This is a genomic window from Streptomyces sp. NPDC034099 (assembly GCF_055575415.1).
In genome coordinates this window covers 462763-481848 of record NZ_JBVISR010000005.1, presented here as the reverse complement: position 1 = coordinate 481848, position 19086 = coordinate 462763, and the positions used below count along the sequence as shown (strand labels likewise).

Genomic DNA, 19086 nt, shown 5'->3' with positions numbered 1-19086 from the left:
ACTGGCTCTGTTCTCAGGAATCCCACAGCCGCGAGGATCCCCGTACTTGTCGCGAACACGTACGGGGAGGGCCACTTGAGCACGAGCAGCATGCGGCGCAGGACGACCGCGTTCGGCACGGCCGGAGCGCTGGTCACCGCCACGCTGATAGCCGGCGCCGTCTCGGCGCCCGCCGCGAGCGCCACCCCGGCCGACGGCCACGGGCACGCCCGGGGCTGGGACCGGGAGGCGCGCGGTGCCGCCATCGCCGCCGCCCGCGCCTCCCGGGCCGGCGTCGACTGGCAGGACTGCGCCGCCGACTGGAACCTGCCGAAGCCCATCCAGTGCGGCTACGTCACGGTGCCGCTGGACTACGCCAAGCCGTTCGGCAAGCAGATCAAGCTCGCCGTCGACCGGATCGGCAACACCGGCACCAAGAGCGAGCGCCAGGGCGCGCTCGTCTACAACCCCGGCGGCCCCGGCGCCTCCGGCCTGCGCTTCCCGGCCCGCGTCACGGGCAAGAACGCGGTGTGGGCCAAGACGGCCAAGGCCTACGACTTCGTCGGCTTCGACCCGCGCGGCGTCGGCCACTCCGCGCCCATCTCCTGCGTCGACCCGCAGGAGTTCGTCAAGGCGCCCAAGGCCGACCCCGTGCCCGGCTCGGAGGCGGACAAGCTCGCCCAGCGCAAGCTCGCCCGCGAGTACGCCGAGGGCTGCCTCGAACGCAGCGGCGACATGCTCCCGCACATGACCACGCCGAACACCGCGCGCGACCTCGACGTCATCCGCGCCGCACTCGGCGAGAAGAAGCTCAACTACCTCGGCGTCTCCTACGGCACCTACCTCGGCGCCGTCTACGGCACCCTCTTCCCGGGCCACGTCCGCCGCATGGTCGTCGACAGCGTCGTCAACCCGTCCCGCGACAAGATCTGGTACCAGGCCAACCTCGACCAGGACGTCGCCTTCGAGGGCCGCTGGAAGGACTGGCAGGACTGGGTGGCCGCGAACGACGCCGCCTACCACCTCGGCGACACCCGCGCCGAGGTCCAGGACCAGTGGCTGAAGCTGCGCGCCACCGCCGCGAAGGAGCCGCTGGGCGGCGTCGTCGGACCGGCCGAGCTGATTTCCTTCTTCCAGAGCGCCCCGTACTACGACTCCGCCTGGGCGCCGACCGCCGAGATCTTCAGCAAGTACGTCGCCGGTGACACCCAGGCCCTCGTCGACGCCGCCGCACCCGACCTGTCCGACACCGCGGGCAACGCCTCCGCGGAGAACGGCAACGCCGTCTACACGGCCGTCGAGTGCACCGACGCCAAGTGGCCCACCGACTGGAACACCTGGGACCGGGACAACACCCGGCTGCACCGCGACCACCCGTTCATGACCTGGGCCAACGCCTGGATGAACCTGCCCTGCGCCACCTGGCCGGTCAAGCAGCAGACCCCGCCGGACGTCAGGACCGGCAAGGGACTCCCGCCGGTGCTGATCGTCCAGTCCGAGCGCGACGCGGCCACCCCGTACGAGGGCGCCGTCGAACTGCATCAGCGGTTCAAGGGCTCTCGGCTCATCACCGAGCGGGACGCCGGTTCGCACGGCGTCACCGGGCTGGTCAACCCGTGCGTGAACGACCGGGTCGACACCTACCTGCTCACCGGCAAGGTGGATGCCCGCGACGTGACCTGCGCGCCGCACGCCACGCCCACGCCGTAACCCGGCGGACGGAGACGGAGGGAGGGGGCGACCGGTCGGACCGGTCGCCCCCTCCCGGCACGCCGTTACCGTCCGTCGGCCCAGGCGTCCTCCGCCGCGTAGTCGAAGAGGTCGCCGTACGCCCGGAACATCTTCGGGTACGCCTCCCGCCAGTCCCGCCCCGCCAGGGACTCCTCGATGAAGGCCACCGTCTCCGGCAGCGTGTCCGCGTACCGGGCCACCGGCCGGTAGCCCAACTCCTCCCGCGCCGCGCTCATGTCACACACCACCGGCGCGGGCACGCTCCACGGGGTGTCGCCCACGCCGTCCACCGGCGGGCCGTCCAGCAGCACGTCCTCGGTCTCGACGCCCATCACCGCGTCGATCGCCGCCGCGATCTCCGCCACCGTCGGGGCGTCGGGGTCCACCGCGTTCAGGACGCGGGTGCCGGGCCGCGGGGCGGCCAGCCGGATCAGCTCCGCGATGTTGCGCACGCCCGCCGGGTGGAAGCGGCTCGCACCGCCGTACGCCAGCACGCGTCGGCGCCTGCCGTCGAGGTTGCGCTTGACGAAGTACAGCTCGCGCGGAGTCCGGCAGTACGGGCCGTGGACCGCGCCCGCACGCAGCAGCGTCACCGGCAACCGGTCGCCCGCCGCGAGGAGTTCCCGTTCCAGCGCCGCCTTGCCGGTGCTGTAGGTGCCGTCGCCCGGGCGGACGGTGCGCTGCGTCTCCGGGAGCGGCACCGGGTACTCGGGGAAGCCGTCGGGCTCGGCCTGCGTGTCGAAGTTGCGGCCCTTGTCGTCCTCGTAGACCGAGACGCTGGAGATCACCACCGCCGAGCCGACCCGCCCGGCGAGCGACACCAACTGCCGCGCGTCCCGCTCCCCGTAGGCCACCATGTCCACCAGGACGTCGCAGCCCTCGCCCACCGCCGCCGACAGCGCCGCGTCGTCCTCCCGGTCGGCCCGCGCCACCCGTACGTCCCGCGGCCACCCCGCGTCCCGGTCGCCGCCCCGCGAGACGGCCGTCACCTCCCAGCCGTCCCGGGCCAGCGCGTCGACCGCCGCCCGTCCGATCTGTCCCGTCGCCCCGATCACCACTGCACGTGTCATACGGCGACCGTAGGCGTCCTGTCACCAGTCGGCGACGCTCTTCTGCCGACGGCAGACGACGGAACCGGGGGGGCTAGCGGTGCGGCAGCCGGGGGAACTTCCGGCCCTGTGCCGCCTTCCTGGCCTCCTCGGCCTTCACGTCGGCCGCGTACCGGTCCACGTACTCCTGACCGGACAAGGACAGGATCGCGTACACGATCTCGTCGGTGACGGCCCGCAGTACGGCCTTCTCGCCCTCCATGCCCGCGTAGCGGGAGAAGTCGAGGGGTTCGCCGAAGCGGATGACCACCGGGTGCAGCTTCGGGATCTTCCGGCCCGGCGGCTGCGCCTCGAAGGTGCCGATCATCGCGCAGGGCACGACCGGCACCCCGGCCCTGAGCGCCATCACCGCGACGCCGACCTTCCCCTTGTAGAGCCGGCCGTCGTGCGAGCGGGTGCCCTCCGGGTAGATGCCGAGCAACTCGCCCCTGTCCAGCACGCCGAGCCCCTCGCGGATCGCGGCCTGCCCCGCCTCCTTGCCGGAGCGGTCCACGGGGATCTGCCCCGCGCTGCGGAAGAAGAACGCGGTCAGCCTGCCCTTGAGGCCCGGCCCGGTGAAGTACTCGGCCTTGGCGAGGAAGGTGATGCGGCGCTTGAGCACCGCGGGCATGAGGAAGTGGTCCGAGAAGGAGAGGTGGTTGCCCGCGATGATGGCCGCCCCCGAACCCGGCACATGGTCCAGGCCCTCGATCCGGGGACGGAAGACGACCCTCAGCAGCGGGCCCAGCAGTACGTACTTGAGCACGTAGTAGAACACGGTGTGTCTCCCAGTTCTCCGGGCTCTCGGCCGGTCGTCCGCGACCGGTGATCGATCGTAGCCCGACCGCGCCGAAACCGGACGGGACCGGTTCGGCCGCTCTTCGGTCAACTTGATTGACGTGACACGCCACCCTCCTCTGTGCTGTCCGGTGGCGGAAGGCGCGAAGCCCGGGTGGCGCACGGCCCGCGGCGGGGCGCGACCGGGGGGAGGGCGGATGACCGGTGGACCGGCACGGGCGGCCGGCCCGGCTCGGGCGGGCGGGGCTCCGTGGGCGGAGTTCGGGCGGCAGTTGCGCGTCCTGCGCCGGGCCGCCGGGCTCACGCAGGTGCAACTCGGCCTGCGGGTGGGCTATCACCACTCCGCCGTGAGCAAACTCGAGGCGGGCCTGCGCCAGCCGCCCGTGGGGCTGGTGCGGAGGCTCGACGCGGTGCTGGAGACGGGCGGGGAGCTGGCCGCGGTCGTCGCCGCGCCGCGCGAGGTGCCGGGGCCGGCGGGGCGGTTCCCGGCCGACCCGGCGCTGTTCGCACCGCTGCCCGGCGCGGACGCCCCGGCGGGGCAGGGCGCGCCGGACGCCCGGCTGTGGCCCGAGCGGCTGCCCGCCGAGGGGCTGGCGTGCCCGCTGCACGGCACCGCGGGGTGCGCGGTGCCCGATCCCGGTGAGTTGCCGGCGCTGCTCGACGGACCTGACCCGGCGGGCGGTCCGGGGCCGGCGTGGGGCACGGGCGGCACGGCGGCGGTCGCCGAGGCGGAGGTGCTGCACGGCCTCACCGCCGTCCTGGCCTGTCTGATCCGCGAGGCGTTCCGGCGCGAGGGCCGGGTGACGGCCGTCGAGGGACTGCTGCGGGCCCTGGCCCGCTGGGCCGGCGAGGTCAACTCCGCCGGGCGGCTGCCGTACGGGCAGTTGCGGCTCGCCGCGCAGTACGCCCAGGTCGCCGGCCGGCTGCGGATGGAGCGCGGGCAGATCGGCGTGGCGATGGCCTGGTTCGGCCACGGACTGCGCTGGGCGGACGCCGTCCGGGACGCCTCGGCCCGCGCGACCCTGCTCAGCGACATGTGCACCCTGGTCCGGCTCGACGGGGACCCCTCGTTGATGCTCGGGTACGCCCAGGGCATCGGCGCGGTGGACGCGAGACGCCGGTGGACGGCCACCCTGTCCGACCTGTACCAGGCGCGCGGCCACGCCCTGGCGGGCGACGCGGCCCAGTGCCGGCGTCACATCTCCCTGGCCCGGCGGGGGTTCGCCCGCCTCGGCCCGCGGGACCACCTGGAGGCGCCCTGGATGGCCGGGGCCGAGGGCGCGATGCGGGTCGACTCGGCGATCGGCGGCGCCCTGCGCGACCTCGCCGTGGTGACCGGGGACCGGGCGGCGGCCCGGCGCGCGGTGGACGCCACCGCACGCTCGCGCGCGCAGGTGCCGCCCCAGATGCGGGGCGCACGGCTGCTGCTCACCCTGCGCCTGGCGGACAGCTGGGCGTGTGCCGGCGATCCCGGCGCCGCCGTCGCCCTCGCCTCGGAGGTCCTGCCGGAGGCGATGCGCTCGCGCGAGTCGATGGTCACCGCCGAACTCCGCGGCCTGCACAGCCGGCTCACCGGTCGGTGGGCCGACCTGCCGGAGGTCAGGGCGTACCGGGAGCGGCTGCTGGACGCGGGGGAGTGAGACGCGGGACTCCGGTTCCACGGAGGCGGCCTCGCTCCCGGGGCGCGCACCCGCACTTGCCGGATTTTGACAGGACCGTACCGCGCCCGCGGAGCCGTTGAATCCTGGGCGGCGGGGTGTGAGGGTTCCGCCAGCCCGCGACATGACATGCAACTGACACCCGAGAGACGCGTCTCCGCACCCCAGGCTGCGCGTCCGGCATGTCACGGCCCGGGCCGGCCCGCAAGGAGCCCCCACTCTCACAAGGAGCCACGATGCTCAGACAGACCGCGGTGGCCGGGACAGTCCTGGCCATGACACTCGCCGGGGTGGTGGTACCGACCTCCCTCGCCTCGGCCTCGGAGCGGTCCGCACCCTCAGCGGCGGAACCCAGCCCCGTCGAGAGGGCCGTCGCCGCCGCCGACCATGCCGTACGCAGCGGCCTCGACGCCCTCGCCGCCGGCGGCCCCGACGAGCAGTACGACCGCCACCAGGTCACCCCCTGGGACAAGGACCTGTTCTCCGTCGCCTACGAGCGCACCTACCACGGTCTGCCGGTGGTCGGCGGCGACGCCGTCGTCCTCGCCGACGGCAACGGCAAGGTCCGCGCCGTCCAGTCCGCCACCGAGGCCGCGATCGCCGTACCCACGAAGGCCGCGGTCGAGGCGGAGCAGGCGGTGCGGACCAGCCGCGAGCGGCTCGCCAAGGTCGCCAAGGTCGACTCCAGGCGGCTGGTGGTCCGGGTCGAGGACGACGTCCAGACCCTCGCCTGGGAGACCGTGCTCGTCGGCACCACCGCGGAACAGGTGCCCAGCAGGCTGCACGTCTTCGTCGACGCCCGCACCGGCAAGGTCGTCGACAGCTACGACGACGTGAAGGCCGGCACCGGCCACAGCGAGTGGAACGGCCCCGACCCGCTGACCATCGACACCTCCCGCTCCGGCAGCCAGTACGCCCTGCGCGACACCACCCGGCCCGGCCTGCAGTGCTCGGACTACAACGGCGGCCTCTTCACCGGACCGGACGACGACTGGGGCACCGGCAACGCCTCCAGTAGGGAGACCGGCTGCGTCGACGTCATGTACGCGGCGCAGAAGGAGTCGGACATGCTCCGCGCCTGGCTCGGCCGCAACGGCCACAACGGCAACGGCGGCAGCTGGCCGGTCCTCGTCGGCCTCAACCAGCTCAACGCCTACTGGGACGGCTCCCGCGTCACCATCGGGCACAACAGCGCCGGCAAGTGGATCGCCGGCATGGACGTGGTGGGCCACGAGTTCGGCCACGGCCTCGACAGCAACACCCCCGGCGGCGCCAACCACGAGAGCGGCCTGGGCGAGGCCACCGGCGACATCATGGGCGCCCTGACCGAGGCCTACGCGAACCAGCCGGCCCCGTACGACACACCCGACTACACCGTCGGCGAGGAGATCGACCTCCAGGGCCGCGGCCCGATCCGCAACATGTACAACCCCCGGCTGGTCAACAACGACCCCGACTGCTACTCCGCCTCCATACCGAACACCGAGGAGCACGCGGCAGCCGGGCCGATGAACCACTGGTTCTACCTCCTCGCCGAGGGCTCCGACCCCGGCGGCGGCAAGCCGTCCAGCCCCACCTGCGACGGCAGCCGGGTGACCGGCATCGGCATCCAGAACGCCGGAAAGATCTTCTACGGCGGGATGCTGCTCAAGACCAGCGGCATGACCTACAAGCGGTACCGCACCGCCACCCTCACCGCGGCCAGGAACCTGGACGCGTCCTGCGACCTGTTCGACGCCACCAAGGCCGCCTGGAACGCGATCGCCATCCCGGCCCAGAGCGGCGACCCGACCTGCACCCGGGAACAGACCGATTTCTCACTGGCCCTGAGCCCGGCGAGCGGCAGCGTCGAGGCCGGCTCCGCGGTCAACGCCACGGTCGACACCACCACGGTCACCGGCGGCGCCCAGCAGGTGTCGCTGACGGCCACCGGCACCCCGCCCGGCGTGAGCGTCACCTTCAGCCCCTCGACCGTGACCTCCGGCGCCGGCTCGACCATGCGGGTCGCCACCACGGCCGGCACCGCCGCGGGCACCTACTCGATCACCGTCAAGGGCACGGCCGGCGGCAAGAGCCACACCGTCCAGTACACCCTCACCGTCGGCGGCGGCACCAACCCCGGCACGCCGCCCGACGTCGACGTCGCCCAGGTGCAGGCCCACCTCGCGCAGTTCGGCTCCATCGCCGCGCAGAACGGCGGCAACCGCCGGTCCACCGGCTCCGGGTACGACGCCTCGCTCGCGTACGTGAAGGGCAGGCTCCAGGCGGCCGGCTACACCGTCACCGAGCAGACCTGCGCCTCCGGCTGCTCCGCCGGCGCGGGCAACAACCTGATCGCCGAGTGGCCGAAGGGCGACGCGAACAGCGTCTACATGTACGGCGCCCACCTCGACGGCGTCTCGGCAGGACCGGGCATCAACGACAACGGCTCCGGTTCCGCCGCGCTCCTTCAGACGGCACTCGCCCTGGCCGAGAAGAACCCGGCCATGAAGAACCGCGTCCGCTTCGCCTGGTGGACCGACGAGGAGCAGGGCCTGAACGGCTCCGACTTCTACGCCCGCACCCTCTCCTCCACCGACCGCGCCAAGATCAAGGCGTACTACAACTTCGACATGGTCGCCTCCGTCAACGGCGGCTACTTCATCAACAACCTGACCTCCTCGGCCTCCGCACCGATGCGGGAGTACTGGACCTCCCTCGGCCTCGCCCCGCAGGAGAACGTCGAGGGCCAGGGCCGCTCCGACGACTACTCGTTCCAGCAGGTCGGCATCCCCACCTCGGGCTACGCCACCGGCGCCTCCGCGGTCAAGTCGTCCACGGAGGCCGCCAAGTGGGGCGGCACCGCGGGCCGCCCCTACGACCCGTGCTACCACTCCGCCTGCGACACCACCTCCAACATCAGCGCCACCGCGCTGAACCGCAGCGCCGACGGCATCGCGTACACGATCTGGAAGACCGCCGTCGGCGACGCGCCGAACCCGCGGGACGACTTCTCGATCTCCGTGAACCCGTCCTCGGGCACGGCCGAGCCGGGCGGCTCCGCGACGGTCACCGTGAACACCGCCACGACCGGCGGCGACGCCCAGACCGTGCGGCTGTCCGCGTCCGGTGCGCCGACCGGCGTGAGCGTCGGCTTCAGCCCGGACCCGGTCACCTCCGGCCAGTCCTCGACCGCCACGGTCCGGGTCGCCGCGGGCACGGCTCCCGGCACCTACACCCTGACCCTCACGGGCACGGGCACCGTCACGCACACCACCACGTACACCCTCACCGTGTCCGGCGACGGCGGCGGCGAGACCACCTGGCAGCTGGGAGCCACCTACGCGGCCGGTGACGTGGTGAGCTACGACGGCGTGAGCTACCGGTGCATCCAGGGCCACACGGCCTACCCCGGCTGGGAGCCGCCCCACGTCCCCGCCCTGTGGCAGCGCCTCTGACATACGGCGCCGAGGGGCGGTGGGGTTCGCACCGAACCCCACCGCCCCTCGGCATGCGCTCACGACGCCGGCGTCAGAACTTCGGTGTCGGCGCCTGCGCCTCGACCAGCTCCGCGGCCTCCTCCTCGGTCCCCACCGACGGCGGGGAGCCCGCGAGCGGCTGCTGGGCCGTCTCCTTCAAGCACGCCACGGCCACCACACCGACGAGCGCGGCGGCCATCGAGTAGTAGGCGGGCATCATGTCGGAGCCGGTCACGCTGATCAGCGCGGTGATCACCAGCGGCGTCGTACCGCCGAAGAGGGACGCCGACAGGTTGTAGCCGACCGACAGGGACCCGTACCGGACATTGGTCGGGAACATCGCCGGCAGCGCCGCCGACATCGTGCCCAGCAGACAGACCAGCGACAGGCCGAGCATCAGCATGCCGCCCGAGACCGCGAGCAGACTGCCCTCCCGCACCAGCACGAAGGCCGGGGCGGACAGCACGAAGAAACCGATCATGCCGGTCATCAGGACGGGCTTGCGGCCGAAGTGGTCGGACAGCCGGCCCACCTGGTTGATGATCAGCATCAGCAGCACCATCGTCGCCACAAGGATCATCAGACCGTGGCTCTCGCTGTAGTCCAGCTCGTCCGACAGATACGTCGGCATGTACGACAGCAGCATGTAGTCGGTGATGTTGTACGCGCCGACCAGCGCGATGCACAGCACCAGCGGCCGCCAGTGAGTGCGGAAGATCTTGGCGAGATCGCCCCGCGCGGTGGTCTCCACCGCGGTCGCCGCGTCCGAGACGTGGACGTTGGAGTCCTCCAGCTTCAGGAAGGCGGGCGTGTCGTCCAGCCGCAGCCGCAGATAGATACCCACGATGCCGAGCGGCGCCGCGACCAGGAACGGGATCCGCCAGCCCCAGGCGTCCATCGTGTCGCTGCCGAGACCCGCCGTCAGCGCGGTGACGAGACTGGCGGCACCCGTGTACCCGGCCAGCGTCCCCAGCTCCAGGAAGCTGCCGAAGAAGCCGCGCCGCTTGTCGGGCGCGTACTCGGCGATGAAGGTGGACGCGCCGCCGTACTCGCCTCCGGTGGAGAAGCCCTGGAGCAGGCGGAACAGGATCAGCAGCAGCGGCGACCAGAAGCCGATCGCGTCGTAACTGGGGATGAACCCGATGGCGGCCGTGCCGATCGCCATGAGGATCATGGTCAGCGCCAGCACCTTCTTGCGGCCGATCCTGTCGCCCATCGGGCCGAAGACCATGCCGCCGATCGGCCGCACCAGGAACGCCACGGCGAACGTGGCGAACGAGGAGAGCAGCTGCGCCGTGTCACTCCCGGAGGGGAAGAACACCCGGCCGATCGTGCCCGCCAGATAGGCGTAGATGCCGAAGTCGAACCATTCCATGGCGTTGCCGAGGGAGGCCGCCTTCACGGCTCTCTTGACCGCGGCCTCGTCCGTCACGGTGATGTCCGACCGGCGCAGTCGGGGGTTCTTCCGACGCTTGATCGCCCGGAACAGGGCGGGGTGGCGGCGGACCGCCGCGACGTCGGTCTCCGGTCCGTTCTCGGTGGGGGACGTGGCGGCCTCCCTTTCCACGCGCAGACACTCCGTGCGGAGCCCTGCTCGGTCGTACGTCTTTCAGCTCGTACCCGTTCCCCCGATCATGCTGGGTATGGTCGTGACTTCGGTCATGTGGTTGAGCCGATGAGGTGACTGGCCGATGAGTACGCTTCGCACATGCGTATCTCCGTCTCCTCCGACATGGACGAACCCGTGGCCCGGCTCCTCGTCGGGGAACTGCGCGCCCGCGGCCACGAGGTGCGCGCGCACGGCGCGCTGAGTCCCGGCGCGGACCCGCGGTGGGCCGCCTGCTCCGAGCAGGCGGCGCGCGAGGTCGCCGAGGGGCGGGCCGACCAGGCCGTCGTGTGCTGCTGGACCGGCACCGGCGCGTCCATCGCCGCCAACAAGGTGCCGGGCGTCCGCGCGGCCCTGTGCGCCGACGCGTACACCGCCGACGGGGCCCGTCGCTGGAACGACGCCAACGTGCTCGCCCTGAGCCTGCGGCTGACGTCCGGGCCGCTGCTGCGGGAGATCCTCGACGCCTGGTTCGCGGGCGGGCCGAGCGAGGACGCCGAGGACCGGGACAACGTCAGGCACGTCGAGCGGCTCGACCGGGGCCGAGCCGCTCGGTGAACCCCGGCCGGCGGGTCAGGAGGTCAGGACCTTCTCCAGCGTCCCGAGGGCGCCCGCCAGCTCCTCGGCCGTGACGGTCAGCGGCGGAGCCAGGCGGATCGTGGAGCCGTGGGTGTCCTTGACGAGGATGCCCTCGCGCATCAGCCGCTCACTGATCTCGCGTCCGCCGCCCAGCGCCGGGTCCACGTCCACGCCCGCCCACAGCCCGCGCGCCCGGAAGCCGACGACGCCCCTGCCGACCAGGGCGGTGAGGCCCTCGCGCAGCACCGTGCCCAGCTCGGCCGCCCGGCGCTGGAACTCGCCGGTCTCCAGCAGCTCCACCACCGCCGTGCCCACCGCGGCGGCCAGCGGATTGCCGCCGAACGTCGAACCGTGCTCGCCCGGGTGCAGCACCCCCAGCACCTCACGGCTGCCGACCACCGCCGACACCGGGACGATGCCGCCGCCCAGGGCCTTGCCGAGCAGCACCACGTCCGGGACCACCGACTCGTGCTCGACGGCCAGGGTACGGCCCGTGCGGCCCAGACCCGACTGGATCTCGTCCGCGACGAACAGACAGCCCCTGCGCCGGGTCAGCTCCCGCACCCCGGCCAGATAGCCGTCGTCCGGGATCAGCACCCCCGCCTCGCCCTGGATCGGCTCGATCAGCACGGCCGCCGTCGTCTCGTCGACCGCCGCCTCCATCGCGGCCAGGTCGTTGTACGGAACGATCCGGAAGCCCGGGGTGAAGGGGCCGAAACCGGAGCGGGCCGTCTCGTCGGTGGAGAAGCTCACGATCGTCGTCGTACGGCCGTGGAAGTTGTCCGCGGCCACCACGATCGTCGCCCGGTCCGCCGGGACGCCCTTGACGTCGTAGGCCCACTTGCGGGCCACCTTGATGCCGCTCTCCACCGCCTCCGCTCCGGTGTTCATGGGCAGCACCATGTCCGTGCCGGTCAGTGCGGCCAGCCGCTCGGCGAAGCCCGCGAGCCGGTCGTTGTGGAAGGCGCGCGAGGTGAGCGTGAGCCGGTCCAGCTGCCGGTGGGCGGCCTCGACCAGCGCGGGGTGGCGATGGCCGAAGTTGAGCGCCGAGTAGCCGGCCAGCATGTCCAGGTAGCGGCGGCCCTCGACGTCCTCGACCCAGGCACCCTCGGCGCGGGCCACCACGACGGGCAGCGGGTGGTAGTTGTGCGCGAGGACGGGCTCCTCCGCGCGGATCAGTTCCTCGGAGCCGCGGTCGGTGCGGGCGGGTGCGGTCATGAGAGGGTCTCCCGGATCTCCTGGGTGCAGCACTTGATACCGCCACCGGCCTTGTGGAACTCGGACAGGTCGACGGGGACCGGTACGTAGCCGAGACCACCGAGTCGCTCGGCCAGCCCCCTTGCCTCGGGAGCGATGAACACGTGCCGTCCGTCGGACACCGAGTTGAGCCCGAACGCCAGCGCGTCCTCGCGGGTGGCGATCACCGCGTCCGGGTAGAGCCGCTCCAGCACCTCGCGGCTGCCCGGCGAGAAGGCGCCGGGGTAGTAGGCGATGTTCCCGCCGTTCCCGCCCTTCCCGCCGTTCCCGCCGTTCCCGCCGTCCGCGGCGGTCCCGTCGTCGAGCACGAACAGCGCCGTGTCCAGGTGGTAGAAGTACGGGTCCACCAAAGTCAGCGAGATCACCGGCACGCCGAAGAACTCCTGCACCTCGCGGTGGGCCGCACGGGTGGTGCGGAACCCCGTGCCGGCCAGGATCCAGCGGCCGGCCGGGACCAGGTCGCCCTCGCCCTCGCAGACCGACTCGGGATGGTGGACCTCGAAGCCCTCCGTCTTGAACCACGCCTCGAAGGGCACGGACTCGGGCCGCCGCTCGGGGGCGTGGAAGAGGGAGCCGAACACCCGGCCCTCGACCACGACCGCGCAGTTCGCGGCGAAGACCATGTCGGGCAGGCCGGGGACGGGTGCCACGGTGTCCACGGTGTGGCCGTGGGCACGGTAGGTGTCGACCAGCGCCTGCCACTGGTCGAGGGCGCGGATGACGTCGACCGGTCGGCCGGTGCTCATCCACGGGTTGATCGCGTACTGCACGGCGAAGTGTCTGGGTTCGCAGACGAGGAAGCGCCGCCGGCGCGGCACACGGGACTCGGTCACAGAGGGGTACCTCCGCTTTTCACGGTGTGTGACGGGGTGTTGACACCACGGTAGGAAGTGTCGCCCGAGCCCGACAAGCGATGAAAGCTGCGTGTTCCCGCAGGATCGCTGCGTTGTCCGCCCGGTCAGCGCACGTCTGCTGCGCCGTCCGGGGCGAGCAGAGCGGCGCCCGCCTCAGGACTCTCCGGGATCAGGTGGGACAGCACCATCACACTGATCGTCTTCCGGATGAACGGCTCCGCACGAATCCGCTCCAGCACCTCCTCGAAGTGCTCCACGTCCCGCGCCCGCACGTGCAGCAGCGCGTCCGCGCCGCCGGTCACCGTCATCGCCGCGGTGATCTCCGGATAGCCCCGCACCACCTCCGCGAGCCGCCGCGGCGGCGCCGCCCCCTCGCAGTACACCTCCACGTACGCCTCCGTGCGCCACCCCAGCGCGGAGGGCCGCACCGTCGCCGTGAAACCGGTGATCACATCGGTCTCGCGCAGCCGGTCCACCCGGCGCTTGACCGCCGTCGAGGACAGTCCGATCTCCGCGCCGATCTCCGCGAAGGACGTCCGGGCGTTCTCCATCAGGGCGGTGACGATCTTCCGGTCGAGTTCGTCGAACGAAGCGGGCCTGCTGTTCATGCGGGCACTGTATCCAGCGGATACCGGCACGTCGCAGGCGTGTGCAGGCGCGCGGATCGCCCCTACACTCCACGTTCATGCTGCGCGCCCTGGCTGTCGACGACGAACGCCCCACGCTCGAGGAACTGGTGTACCTGCTGAACGCCGACCCCCGCATCGGCACGGCGGAGGGAGCGAGCGACTCGACCGAGGCGCTGCGCCGCATCAACCGGGCCCTGGAGTCGGGCCCCGACGGACCGGACGCCATCGACGTCGTCTTCCTCGACATCCAGATGCCCGGCCTCGACGGGCTGGACCTCGCCCGGCTGCTCACCGGCTTCGCCCGGCCGCCGCTGGTCGTGTTCGTCACCGCGCACGAGGACTTCGCCGTCCAGGCCTTCGACCTCGAGGCCGTCGACTACGTGCTCAAACCGGTGCGCAGGGAACGCCTGGCGGAAGCGGTGCGCCGGGCCGCCGAACAGCGCGGCACCGCCGCCGTGCCCGCCCCGCGCATACCCGTGCACGAACCCGACCCCGACCACATCACCGTGGAACTCGGCGGCGTCGCCCGCTTCGTCCCCGTCGACGACATCACCCACGTCGAGGCCCAGGGCGACTACGCCCGCCTGCACACCGAGCGGGGCAGCCACCTCGTCCGCATCCCGCTGTCCACCCTGGAGGAGCGCTGGCGCGCCCGCGGCTTCGTCCGCATCCACCGCCGCCACCTCGTCGCCCTGCGCCACATCGGCGAACTCCGCCTCGACGCCGGCACCGTCAGCGTCCTGGTCGGCACCGAGGAGCTCCAGGTCAGCCGGCGCCACGCCCGCGAACTGCGGGACCTGCTCATGCGGAGGCCGTGAGCCGTGCCCCAGGACCCGACCGAGCGCCGCGTCACCGTCACCGGACCGCCCAGGCGCACCGGTCGCGCCTCCGGGCACTACCGCCCGCGCACCGAGATCGACGAGCAGACCACCCTCGGCCACACCTACGTCCGCTCCCTGATGCGCAGCCAGCTGCGCGCCGGTCTCACCGCCCTCGCGGTCCTCGGCCTGCTCGTCGGACCGCTCCCGCTGCTGTTCGCGGCGATGCCCGACGCCCGCCGTCTGGAGTGGGCCGTCCTCGGCTTCGGCCTGTACGCCCCGCTGGTGCTCCTCGCCCGCTGGTACGTGCGCCGCGCCGAGCGCAACGAGCGGGACTTCGTCCGGCTCGTCGAGGACCGGTGACCATGCCGGACGAGGCCGTGAAGGCGCCATGAACTCCAGCTACGCCATACCCGCCGTCGCCCTCGTCGTCGTGGCCACCGTCCTCGTCGGCGCCTTCGGCCTGCGCATCTCCCGCACCACCTCCGACTTCTACGTCGCCTCCCGCACCGTCGGCCCCCGCCTCAACGCCGCCGCCATCAGCGGCGAGTACCTCTCCGCCGCGTCCTTCCTCGGCATCGCGGGCCTGGTCCTGGTCCAGGGCCCCGACATGCTCTGGTACCCGGTCGGCTACACCGCCGGCTACCTCGTCCTGCTCCTGTTCGTGGCCGCCCCGCTGCGCCGCTCGGGCGCCTACACGCTGCCCGACTTCGCCGAGGCCCGGCTCGCGTCGCAGGGGGTGCGGCGGCTCGCGGGGGCCTTCGTCGTCGGGGTCGGCTGGCTGTACCTGCTGCCCCAGCTCCAGGGCGCCGGGCTGACGCTGAGCGTCCTCAGCGGGGCGCCCGACTGGCTGGGCGGGGTGATCGTCGCCGTCGTCGTCACCGCCATCGTCGCCGCCGGCGGCATGCGCAGCATCACCTTCGTCCAGGCCTTCCAGTTCTGGCTCAAACTCACCGCCCTGCTCGTCCCCGCCTTCTTCCTGGTGCTGGCCTGGCAGGCCGACGGCGCCCCCGGCCGGCCCTTCGACGAACCCACCACCTTCCGCGAGCAGCGCTCCGTCCGGGTCGAGGACAGCCTCACCCTCAAGCTGGAGGAGCCGCTGACCGTCTCCGTCGACGGCACCGTGGACGGCCGCGCCCACGACGGCGACCGCGTCGCGCTGCCCGCCGGCAGCCACCGCATCGAGGCCGGCGCGCGCCTCACCTTCACCGCGGGCACCCCCGTCCCGGCCGCCGGGCACGGCGCCGACGACGCCCTGTCACCGTCCCGGGCCGAGAGCCGCACGGAACGCCCGCTGTACGCCACGTACGGCCTGATCCTGGCCACCTTCCTGGGCACCATGGGCCTGCCGCACGTCGTGGTCCGCTTCTACACCAGCCCGCACGGCGTCGCCGCCCGCCGCACCACCGTGGCCGTGCTCGGCCTGATCGGCGCCTTCTACCTGCTGCCGCCGCTCTACGGCGCCCTCGGCCGCCTCTACGCCCCCGAGCTGACCCTCACCGGCGACGCCGACGCCGCGGTCCTGCTGCTGCCCGACCGGGTGATCGGGGGAGTGGGCGGCGACCTGCTGGGCGCGCTCGTCGCGGGCGGTGCCTTCGCCGCGTTCCTGTCCACCGCATCGGGGCTCACCATGGCCGTGGCCGGCGTCCTCACCCAGGACGTGCTGCCGTCCCGCGCCGTGCCGCACTTCCGGCTCGGCACCCTGCTCGCCATGGCCGTACCGCTGGCGGCGAGCGCGCTCGTCGGCGGGCTGCCGGTGGCCGACGCCGTCGGACTCGCCTTCGCCGTGTCCGCCTCCTCCTTCTGCCCGCTGCTCGTCCTCGGCATCTGGTGGCGGCGGCTGACCCCGCCCGGCGCGGCCGCCGGGATGCTGGTGGGCGGCGGCTCGGCCCTGCTCGCCGTCGCGGCCACCATGGGCGGCTTCCCGGGCGGCGGCGGGTCGCTGCACGCGCTGCTGGCCTGGCCCGCCCTGTGGTCGGTGCCGCTGGGCTTCCTGACCATGGTGCTGGTCTCCCTGGCCACCCCGGGCCGGGTGCCGACCGGGACGGCGGCGATCCTGGCCCGCTTCCACCTGCCGGAGGAGCTGGGCACGGACGCGCTGCGCACGGACGCACCGCGCTCCGACGGCCGGCAGGCGGCGGCCGACGCGCGCAAGGAGACGGCGCGGTGAGCGGCTCCCTGGGCGGTTTCCTGGCGGGCCTGGCCGTCGCCCTGCTCCCCCTGCTGGCCGCCGGTTTCTGGCTGGGGCGGCGCACGGCCCGTCCGCAGCACCTCGGCGGGCTGGGCACCCCGGTCGAGCACGCCACCTTCCAGACCCTGCACACCGCCTCCCTGGCCACGCCCCCGCTGCGGGCGGGGCTGACCGAGGAGACCGCCGGGAAGTCGGCCCGCAAGCTGCGCTCCCTGCTGGGCACGGACGCGCTGTGCCTGACCGACCTCAAGAAGGTCCTGGTCTGGGACGGCGTGGGCGCCCATCATCGCGCCGAGATCATGGAACGGATCGCCGGACCGCTGGAGACCGGCCGCGGGGAGGCCTTCCGGCTCACCTGCGACACCCCGGACTGCACGGTGCGCTGGGCCGTCGTCGCCCCGCTGACCGTGGACGACCGGGTGCACGGCGCCCTCGTCGCCTGCGCCCCCCGCGAGTCCGCCGTCCTGGTCCGGGCCGCCGGGGAGGTGGCCCGCTGGGTCTCCGTCCAGCTGGAGCTGGCCGACCTCGACCACTCCCGCACCCGGCTCATCGAGGCCGAGATCAAGGCACTGCGCGCCCAGATCTCCCCGCACTTCATCTTCAACTCGCTCGCGGTGATCGCGTCCTTCGTGCGCACCGACCCCGAGCGCGCCCGCGAGCTGCTCCTGGAGTTCGCCGACTTCACCCGCTACTCGTTCCGCAGGCACGGCGACTTCACCACCCTCGCCGACGAGCTGCACGCCATCGACCACTACCTGGCGCTGGTGCGGGCCCGCTTCGGCGACCGCCTCGCCGTCACCCTCCAGGTCGCCCCGGAGGTGCTGCCGGTCGCCCTGCCCTTCCTCTGCCTCCAGCCGCTCGTCGAGAACGCCGTCAAGCACGGCCTGGAGGGCAAGGCCGACCGGTGCCGCATCCAGATCACCGCCCAGGACGCGGGCGCCGAGGCCCTGGTCGTCATCGAGGACGACGGCGCCGGCATGGACCCGGAGCTGCTGCGCCGCATCCTCGCGCGCGAGGTGAGCCCGTCGGGCGGCATCGGGCTGTCCAACGTCGACGACCGCCTCCGCCAGGTCTACGGAGACGACCACGGCCTCGTCATCGAGACGGCCGTCGGCGCGGGCATGAAGATCACGGTCCGGCTGCCGAAGTACCAGCCGGGCGTGCACTCGGCGGGCCGGCTCAGGCGCTCCGCGTGGCCACCAGCCCCAGGGTGATCAGACCCAGCACGACCCAGCCGAACCACAGCCAGCCGTTGCTGCCGAGCGCCACCGTGTAGGCCGTCACCGCGACGAGGCCGCCGATGGTCAGCGCCCCCATCGTCTTCGTCGAACTGTCCGTGGAACCGGGCATCGCAACACCCTCCTCGTGGTTCGCTCCCCCCTATGGTGCCCCGGTTCCGGCTCCGGAGGGGTGCGGACGACGAGATGCGTGCCCGTTCGCGTTCAGCCGCCGCGTGTGTTCAGCGAGGCCAGGTAGGCGTTGTACGCCGCGAGCTCCTTGTCGCCGTCGCGGTCGGCGGCCCGGTCGCTGCGCCGGGCCTGGCGCTCCTCCGAGGCGTACCACTGGAAGAGCAGCGCGAGCAGCACCAGCACGGAGGGGACCTCGCTGAAGGCCCAGGCGATGCCGCCGGCCGCGTTCTGGTCGGAGAGCGCGTCGATGCCGAGCGAGGCGGGCGGGTTCTTGAACGTCTCGACCATCGGGGAGGACGCCATCATCAACGCGATGCCGAAGAACGCGTGGAACGGCATGCCGGCGAACAGCTCCAGCATCCGCATCAGGTAACCCGGCCGGTGCGGTCCCGGGTCCACGCCCATGATCGGCCAGAAGAACACCACACCGACGGCGAGGAAGTGCACCATCATGGCGATGTGCCCGGCCTGGGAGCCCATCAGCGTGTCGAAGAGCGGGGTGAAGTACAGCGCGTAGAGGCTCGCGATGAACAGCGGGATGGTGAACGCCGGATGCGTGATGATCCGCATGTAGCGGCTGTGCAGCAGCATCAGCAGCAGCTCGCGGGGCCCCTTGCGGCCGCGGGCCGCCGGGGGCAGCGCGCGCAGGGCCAGCGTGATCGGGGCGCCGAGCAGCAGCAGGATCGGCGACACCATGCTGATCACCATGTGCTGGACCATGTGCACGCTGAACATGACCATGCCGTAGTCGTTCAGCTTGGTGCACATCATCAGGGCGACGCTCAGCACACCGGCGACGTAGGCGACGGTCCGGCCGACGGGCCACTTGTCGCCGCGCCTCACCAGGCGGACGACGCCCCAGCCGTACAGCGCCAGTCCCAGGAGGCAGGCGATCAGGAAGAAGGGATCCGCCGACCAGGCGAGACCCCGCCCCAGCGTGAACGGCGGCAGATCCATCGTCATGCCGTGCCCGCTGTGATCCATCCGCCCGCTCCTGTTTCGTGGGGGTTGAGCGCGTTTGAACGCCGCTT

16 protein-coding genes are annotated in these 19086 nt (G+C 72.6%); 8 read left to right on the top strand and 8 right to left on the bottom strand.

The genetic code is table 11. The annotated features are described in order from the left end of the window. Positions 1 to 75 precede the first annotated feature (75 nt). Complete coding sequence (locus tag ACZ56V_RS18020) at positions 76 to 1689, top strand: alpha/beta hydrolase (protein ID WP_398912018.1); 1614 nt, start codon at positions 76 to 78, stop codon at positions 1687 to 1689. A gap of 65 nt (positions 1690 to 1754) precedes the next feature. Here the strand turns inward: ACZ56V_RS18020 and ACZ56V_RS18015 are convergent, their stop codons facing one another. Then, positions 1755 to 2780: an NAD-dependent epimerase/dehydratase family protein gene (locus tag ACZ56V_RS18015; protein WP_398912017.1), complete on the bottom strand. Its 1026-nt coding sequence runs from the start codon at positions 2778 to 2780 to the stop codon at positions 1755 to 1757. 73 nt (positions 2781 to 2853) lie between these two features. Then, positions 2854 to 3576, bottom strand: coding sequence for a lysophospholipid acyltransferase family protein (locus ACZ56V_RS18010; RefSeq protein ID WP_356365279.1), 723 nt, complete (start codon positions 3574 to 3576; stop codon positions 2854 to 2856). 217 nt (positions 3577 to 3793) lie between these two features. On the opposite strand from ACZ56V_RS18010, the gene ACZ56V_RS18005 reads away from it, so the two are divergent. Beyond that, positions 3794 to 5236: a helix-turn-helix domain-containing protein gene (locus ACZ56V_RS18005; RefSeq protein WP_468943305.1), complete on the top strand. Its 1443-nt coding sequence runs from the start codon at positions 3794 to 3796 to the stop codon at positions 5234 to 5236. Between the two features lie 254 nt (positions 5237 to 5490). Further along, the gene (locus ACZ56V_RS18000; RefSeq protein WP_468943303.1) at positions 5491 to 8691 is read left to right on the top strand and encodes a M28 family peptidase; all 3201 of its coding nucleotides are present in this window, start codon (positions 5491 to 5493) and stop codon (positions 8689 to 8691) included. A 73-nt stretch (positions 8692 to 8764) separates the two neighbouring features. Here ACZ56V_RS18000 and ACZ56V_RS17995 read toward each other — a convergent pair whose 3' ends face one another. Next, on the bottom strand, positions 8765 to 10279 hold the full coding sequence (locus ACZ56V_RS17995) for an MFS transporter (protein ID WP_467381433.1): 1515 nt from the start codon (positions 10277 to 10279) through the stop codon (positions 8765 to 8767). Between the two features lie 141 nt (positions 10280 to 10420). Between ACZ56V_RS17995 and ACZ56V_RS17990 the strand changes: the two genes are divergently transcribed. Beyond that, positions 10421 to 10876 carry an RpiB/LacA/LacB family sugar-phosphate isomerase gene (locus tag ACZ56V_RS17990; protein ID WP_467381432.1) on the top strand — a complete coding sequence of 152 codons (456 nt, stop codon included), beginning with the start codon at positions 10421 to 10423 and terminating at the stop codon, positions 10874 to 10876. 15 nt (positions 10877 to 10891) lie between these two features. Here ACZ56V_RS17990 and rocD read toward each other — a convergent pair whose 3' ends face one another. The 3 genes from rocD to ACZ56V_RS17975 all read right to left on the bottom strand — a co-directional run bounded on the left by rocD (position 10892) and on the right by ACZ56V_RS17975 (position 13616). Continuing rightward, positions 10892 to 12115 carry an ornithine--oxo-acid transaminase gene (gene rocD / locus ACZ56V_RS17985; RefSeq protein WP_468943300.1) on the bottom strand — a complete coding sequence of 408 codons (1224 nt, stop codon included), beginning with the start codon at positions 12113 to 12115 and terminating at the stop codon, positions 10892 to 10894. After that, positions 12112 to 12987, bottom strand: coding sequence for a dimethylargininase (ddaH, locus tag ACZ56V_RS17980; RefSeq protein ID WP_468943297.1), 876 nt, complete (start codon positions 12985 to 12987; stop codon positions 12112 to 12114). Before ddaH ends, rocD begins: the two co-directional genes overlap by 4 nt. A gap of 125 nt (positions 12988 to 13112) precedes the next feature. Beyond that, positions 13113 to 13616 carry an Lrp/AsnC family transcriptional regulator gene (locus tag ACZ56V_RS17975; protein WP_104632582.1) on the bottom strand — a complete coding sequence of 168 codons (504 nt, stop codon included), beginning with the start codon at positions 13614 to 13616 and terminating at the stop codon, positions 13113 to 13115. Between the two features lie 77 nt (positions 13617 to 13693). On the opposite strand from ACZ56V_RS17975, the gene ACZ56V_RS17970 reads away from it, so the two are divergent. The 4 genes from ACZ56V_RS17970 to ACZ56V_RS17955 are packed head-to-tail and all read left to right on the top strand — an operon-like array spanning position 13694 to position 17860. After that, positions 13694 to 14455, top strand: coding sequence for a LytR/AlgR family response regulator transcription factor (locus ACZ56V_RS17970; protein WP_104632583.1), 762 nt, complete (start codon positions 13694 to 13696; stop codon positions 14453 to 14455). A gap of 3 nt (positions 14456 to 14458) precedes the next feature. After that, entirely contained in the window at positions 14459 to 14818 is a 360-nt protein-coding gene (locus tag ACZ56V_RS17965) for a hypothetical protein (RefSeq protein WP_104632584.1), read from the top strand. Between the two features lie 28 nt (positions 14819 to 14846). Then, complete coding sequence (locus ACZ56V_RS17960) at positions 14847 to 16625, top strand: sodium/solute symporter (RefSeq protein WP_468943293.1); 1779 nt, start codon at positions 14847 to 14849, stop codon at positions 16623 to 16625. An 8-nt stretch (positions 16626 to 16633) separates the two neighbouring features. Next, positions 16634 to 17860, top strand: a complete 1227-nt coding sequence (locus tag ACZ56V_RS17955) for a sensor histidine kinase (RefSeq protein WP_398912143.1) — start codon at positions 16634 to 16636, stop codon at positions 17858 to 17860. Here the strand turns inward: ACZ56V_RS17955 and ACZ56V_RS17950 are convergent. Next, on the bottom strand, positions 17826 to 17996 hold the full coding sequence (locus ACZ56V_RS17950) for a hypothetical protein (protein ID WP_016325678.1): 171 nt from the start codon (positions 17994 to 17996) through the stop codon (positions 17826 to 17828). The genes ACZ56V_RS17955 and ACZ56V_RS17950 overlap by 35 nt on opposite strands. A gap of 92 nt (positions 17997 to 18088) precedes the next feature. Further along, positions 18089 to 19039 carry a cytochrome c oxidase assembly protein gene (locus ACZ56V_RS17945; RefSeq protein WP_398912007.1) on the bottom strand — a complete coding sequence of 317 codons (951 nt, stop codon included), beginning with the start codon at positions 19037 to 19039 and terminating at the stop codon, positions 18089 to 18091. Positions 19040 to 19086 lie beyond the last annotated feature (47 nt).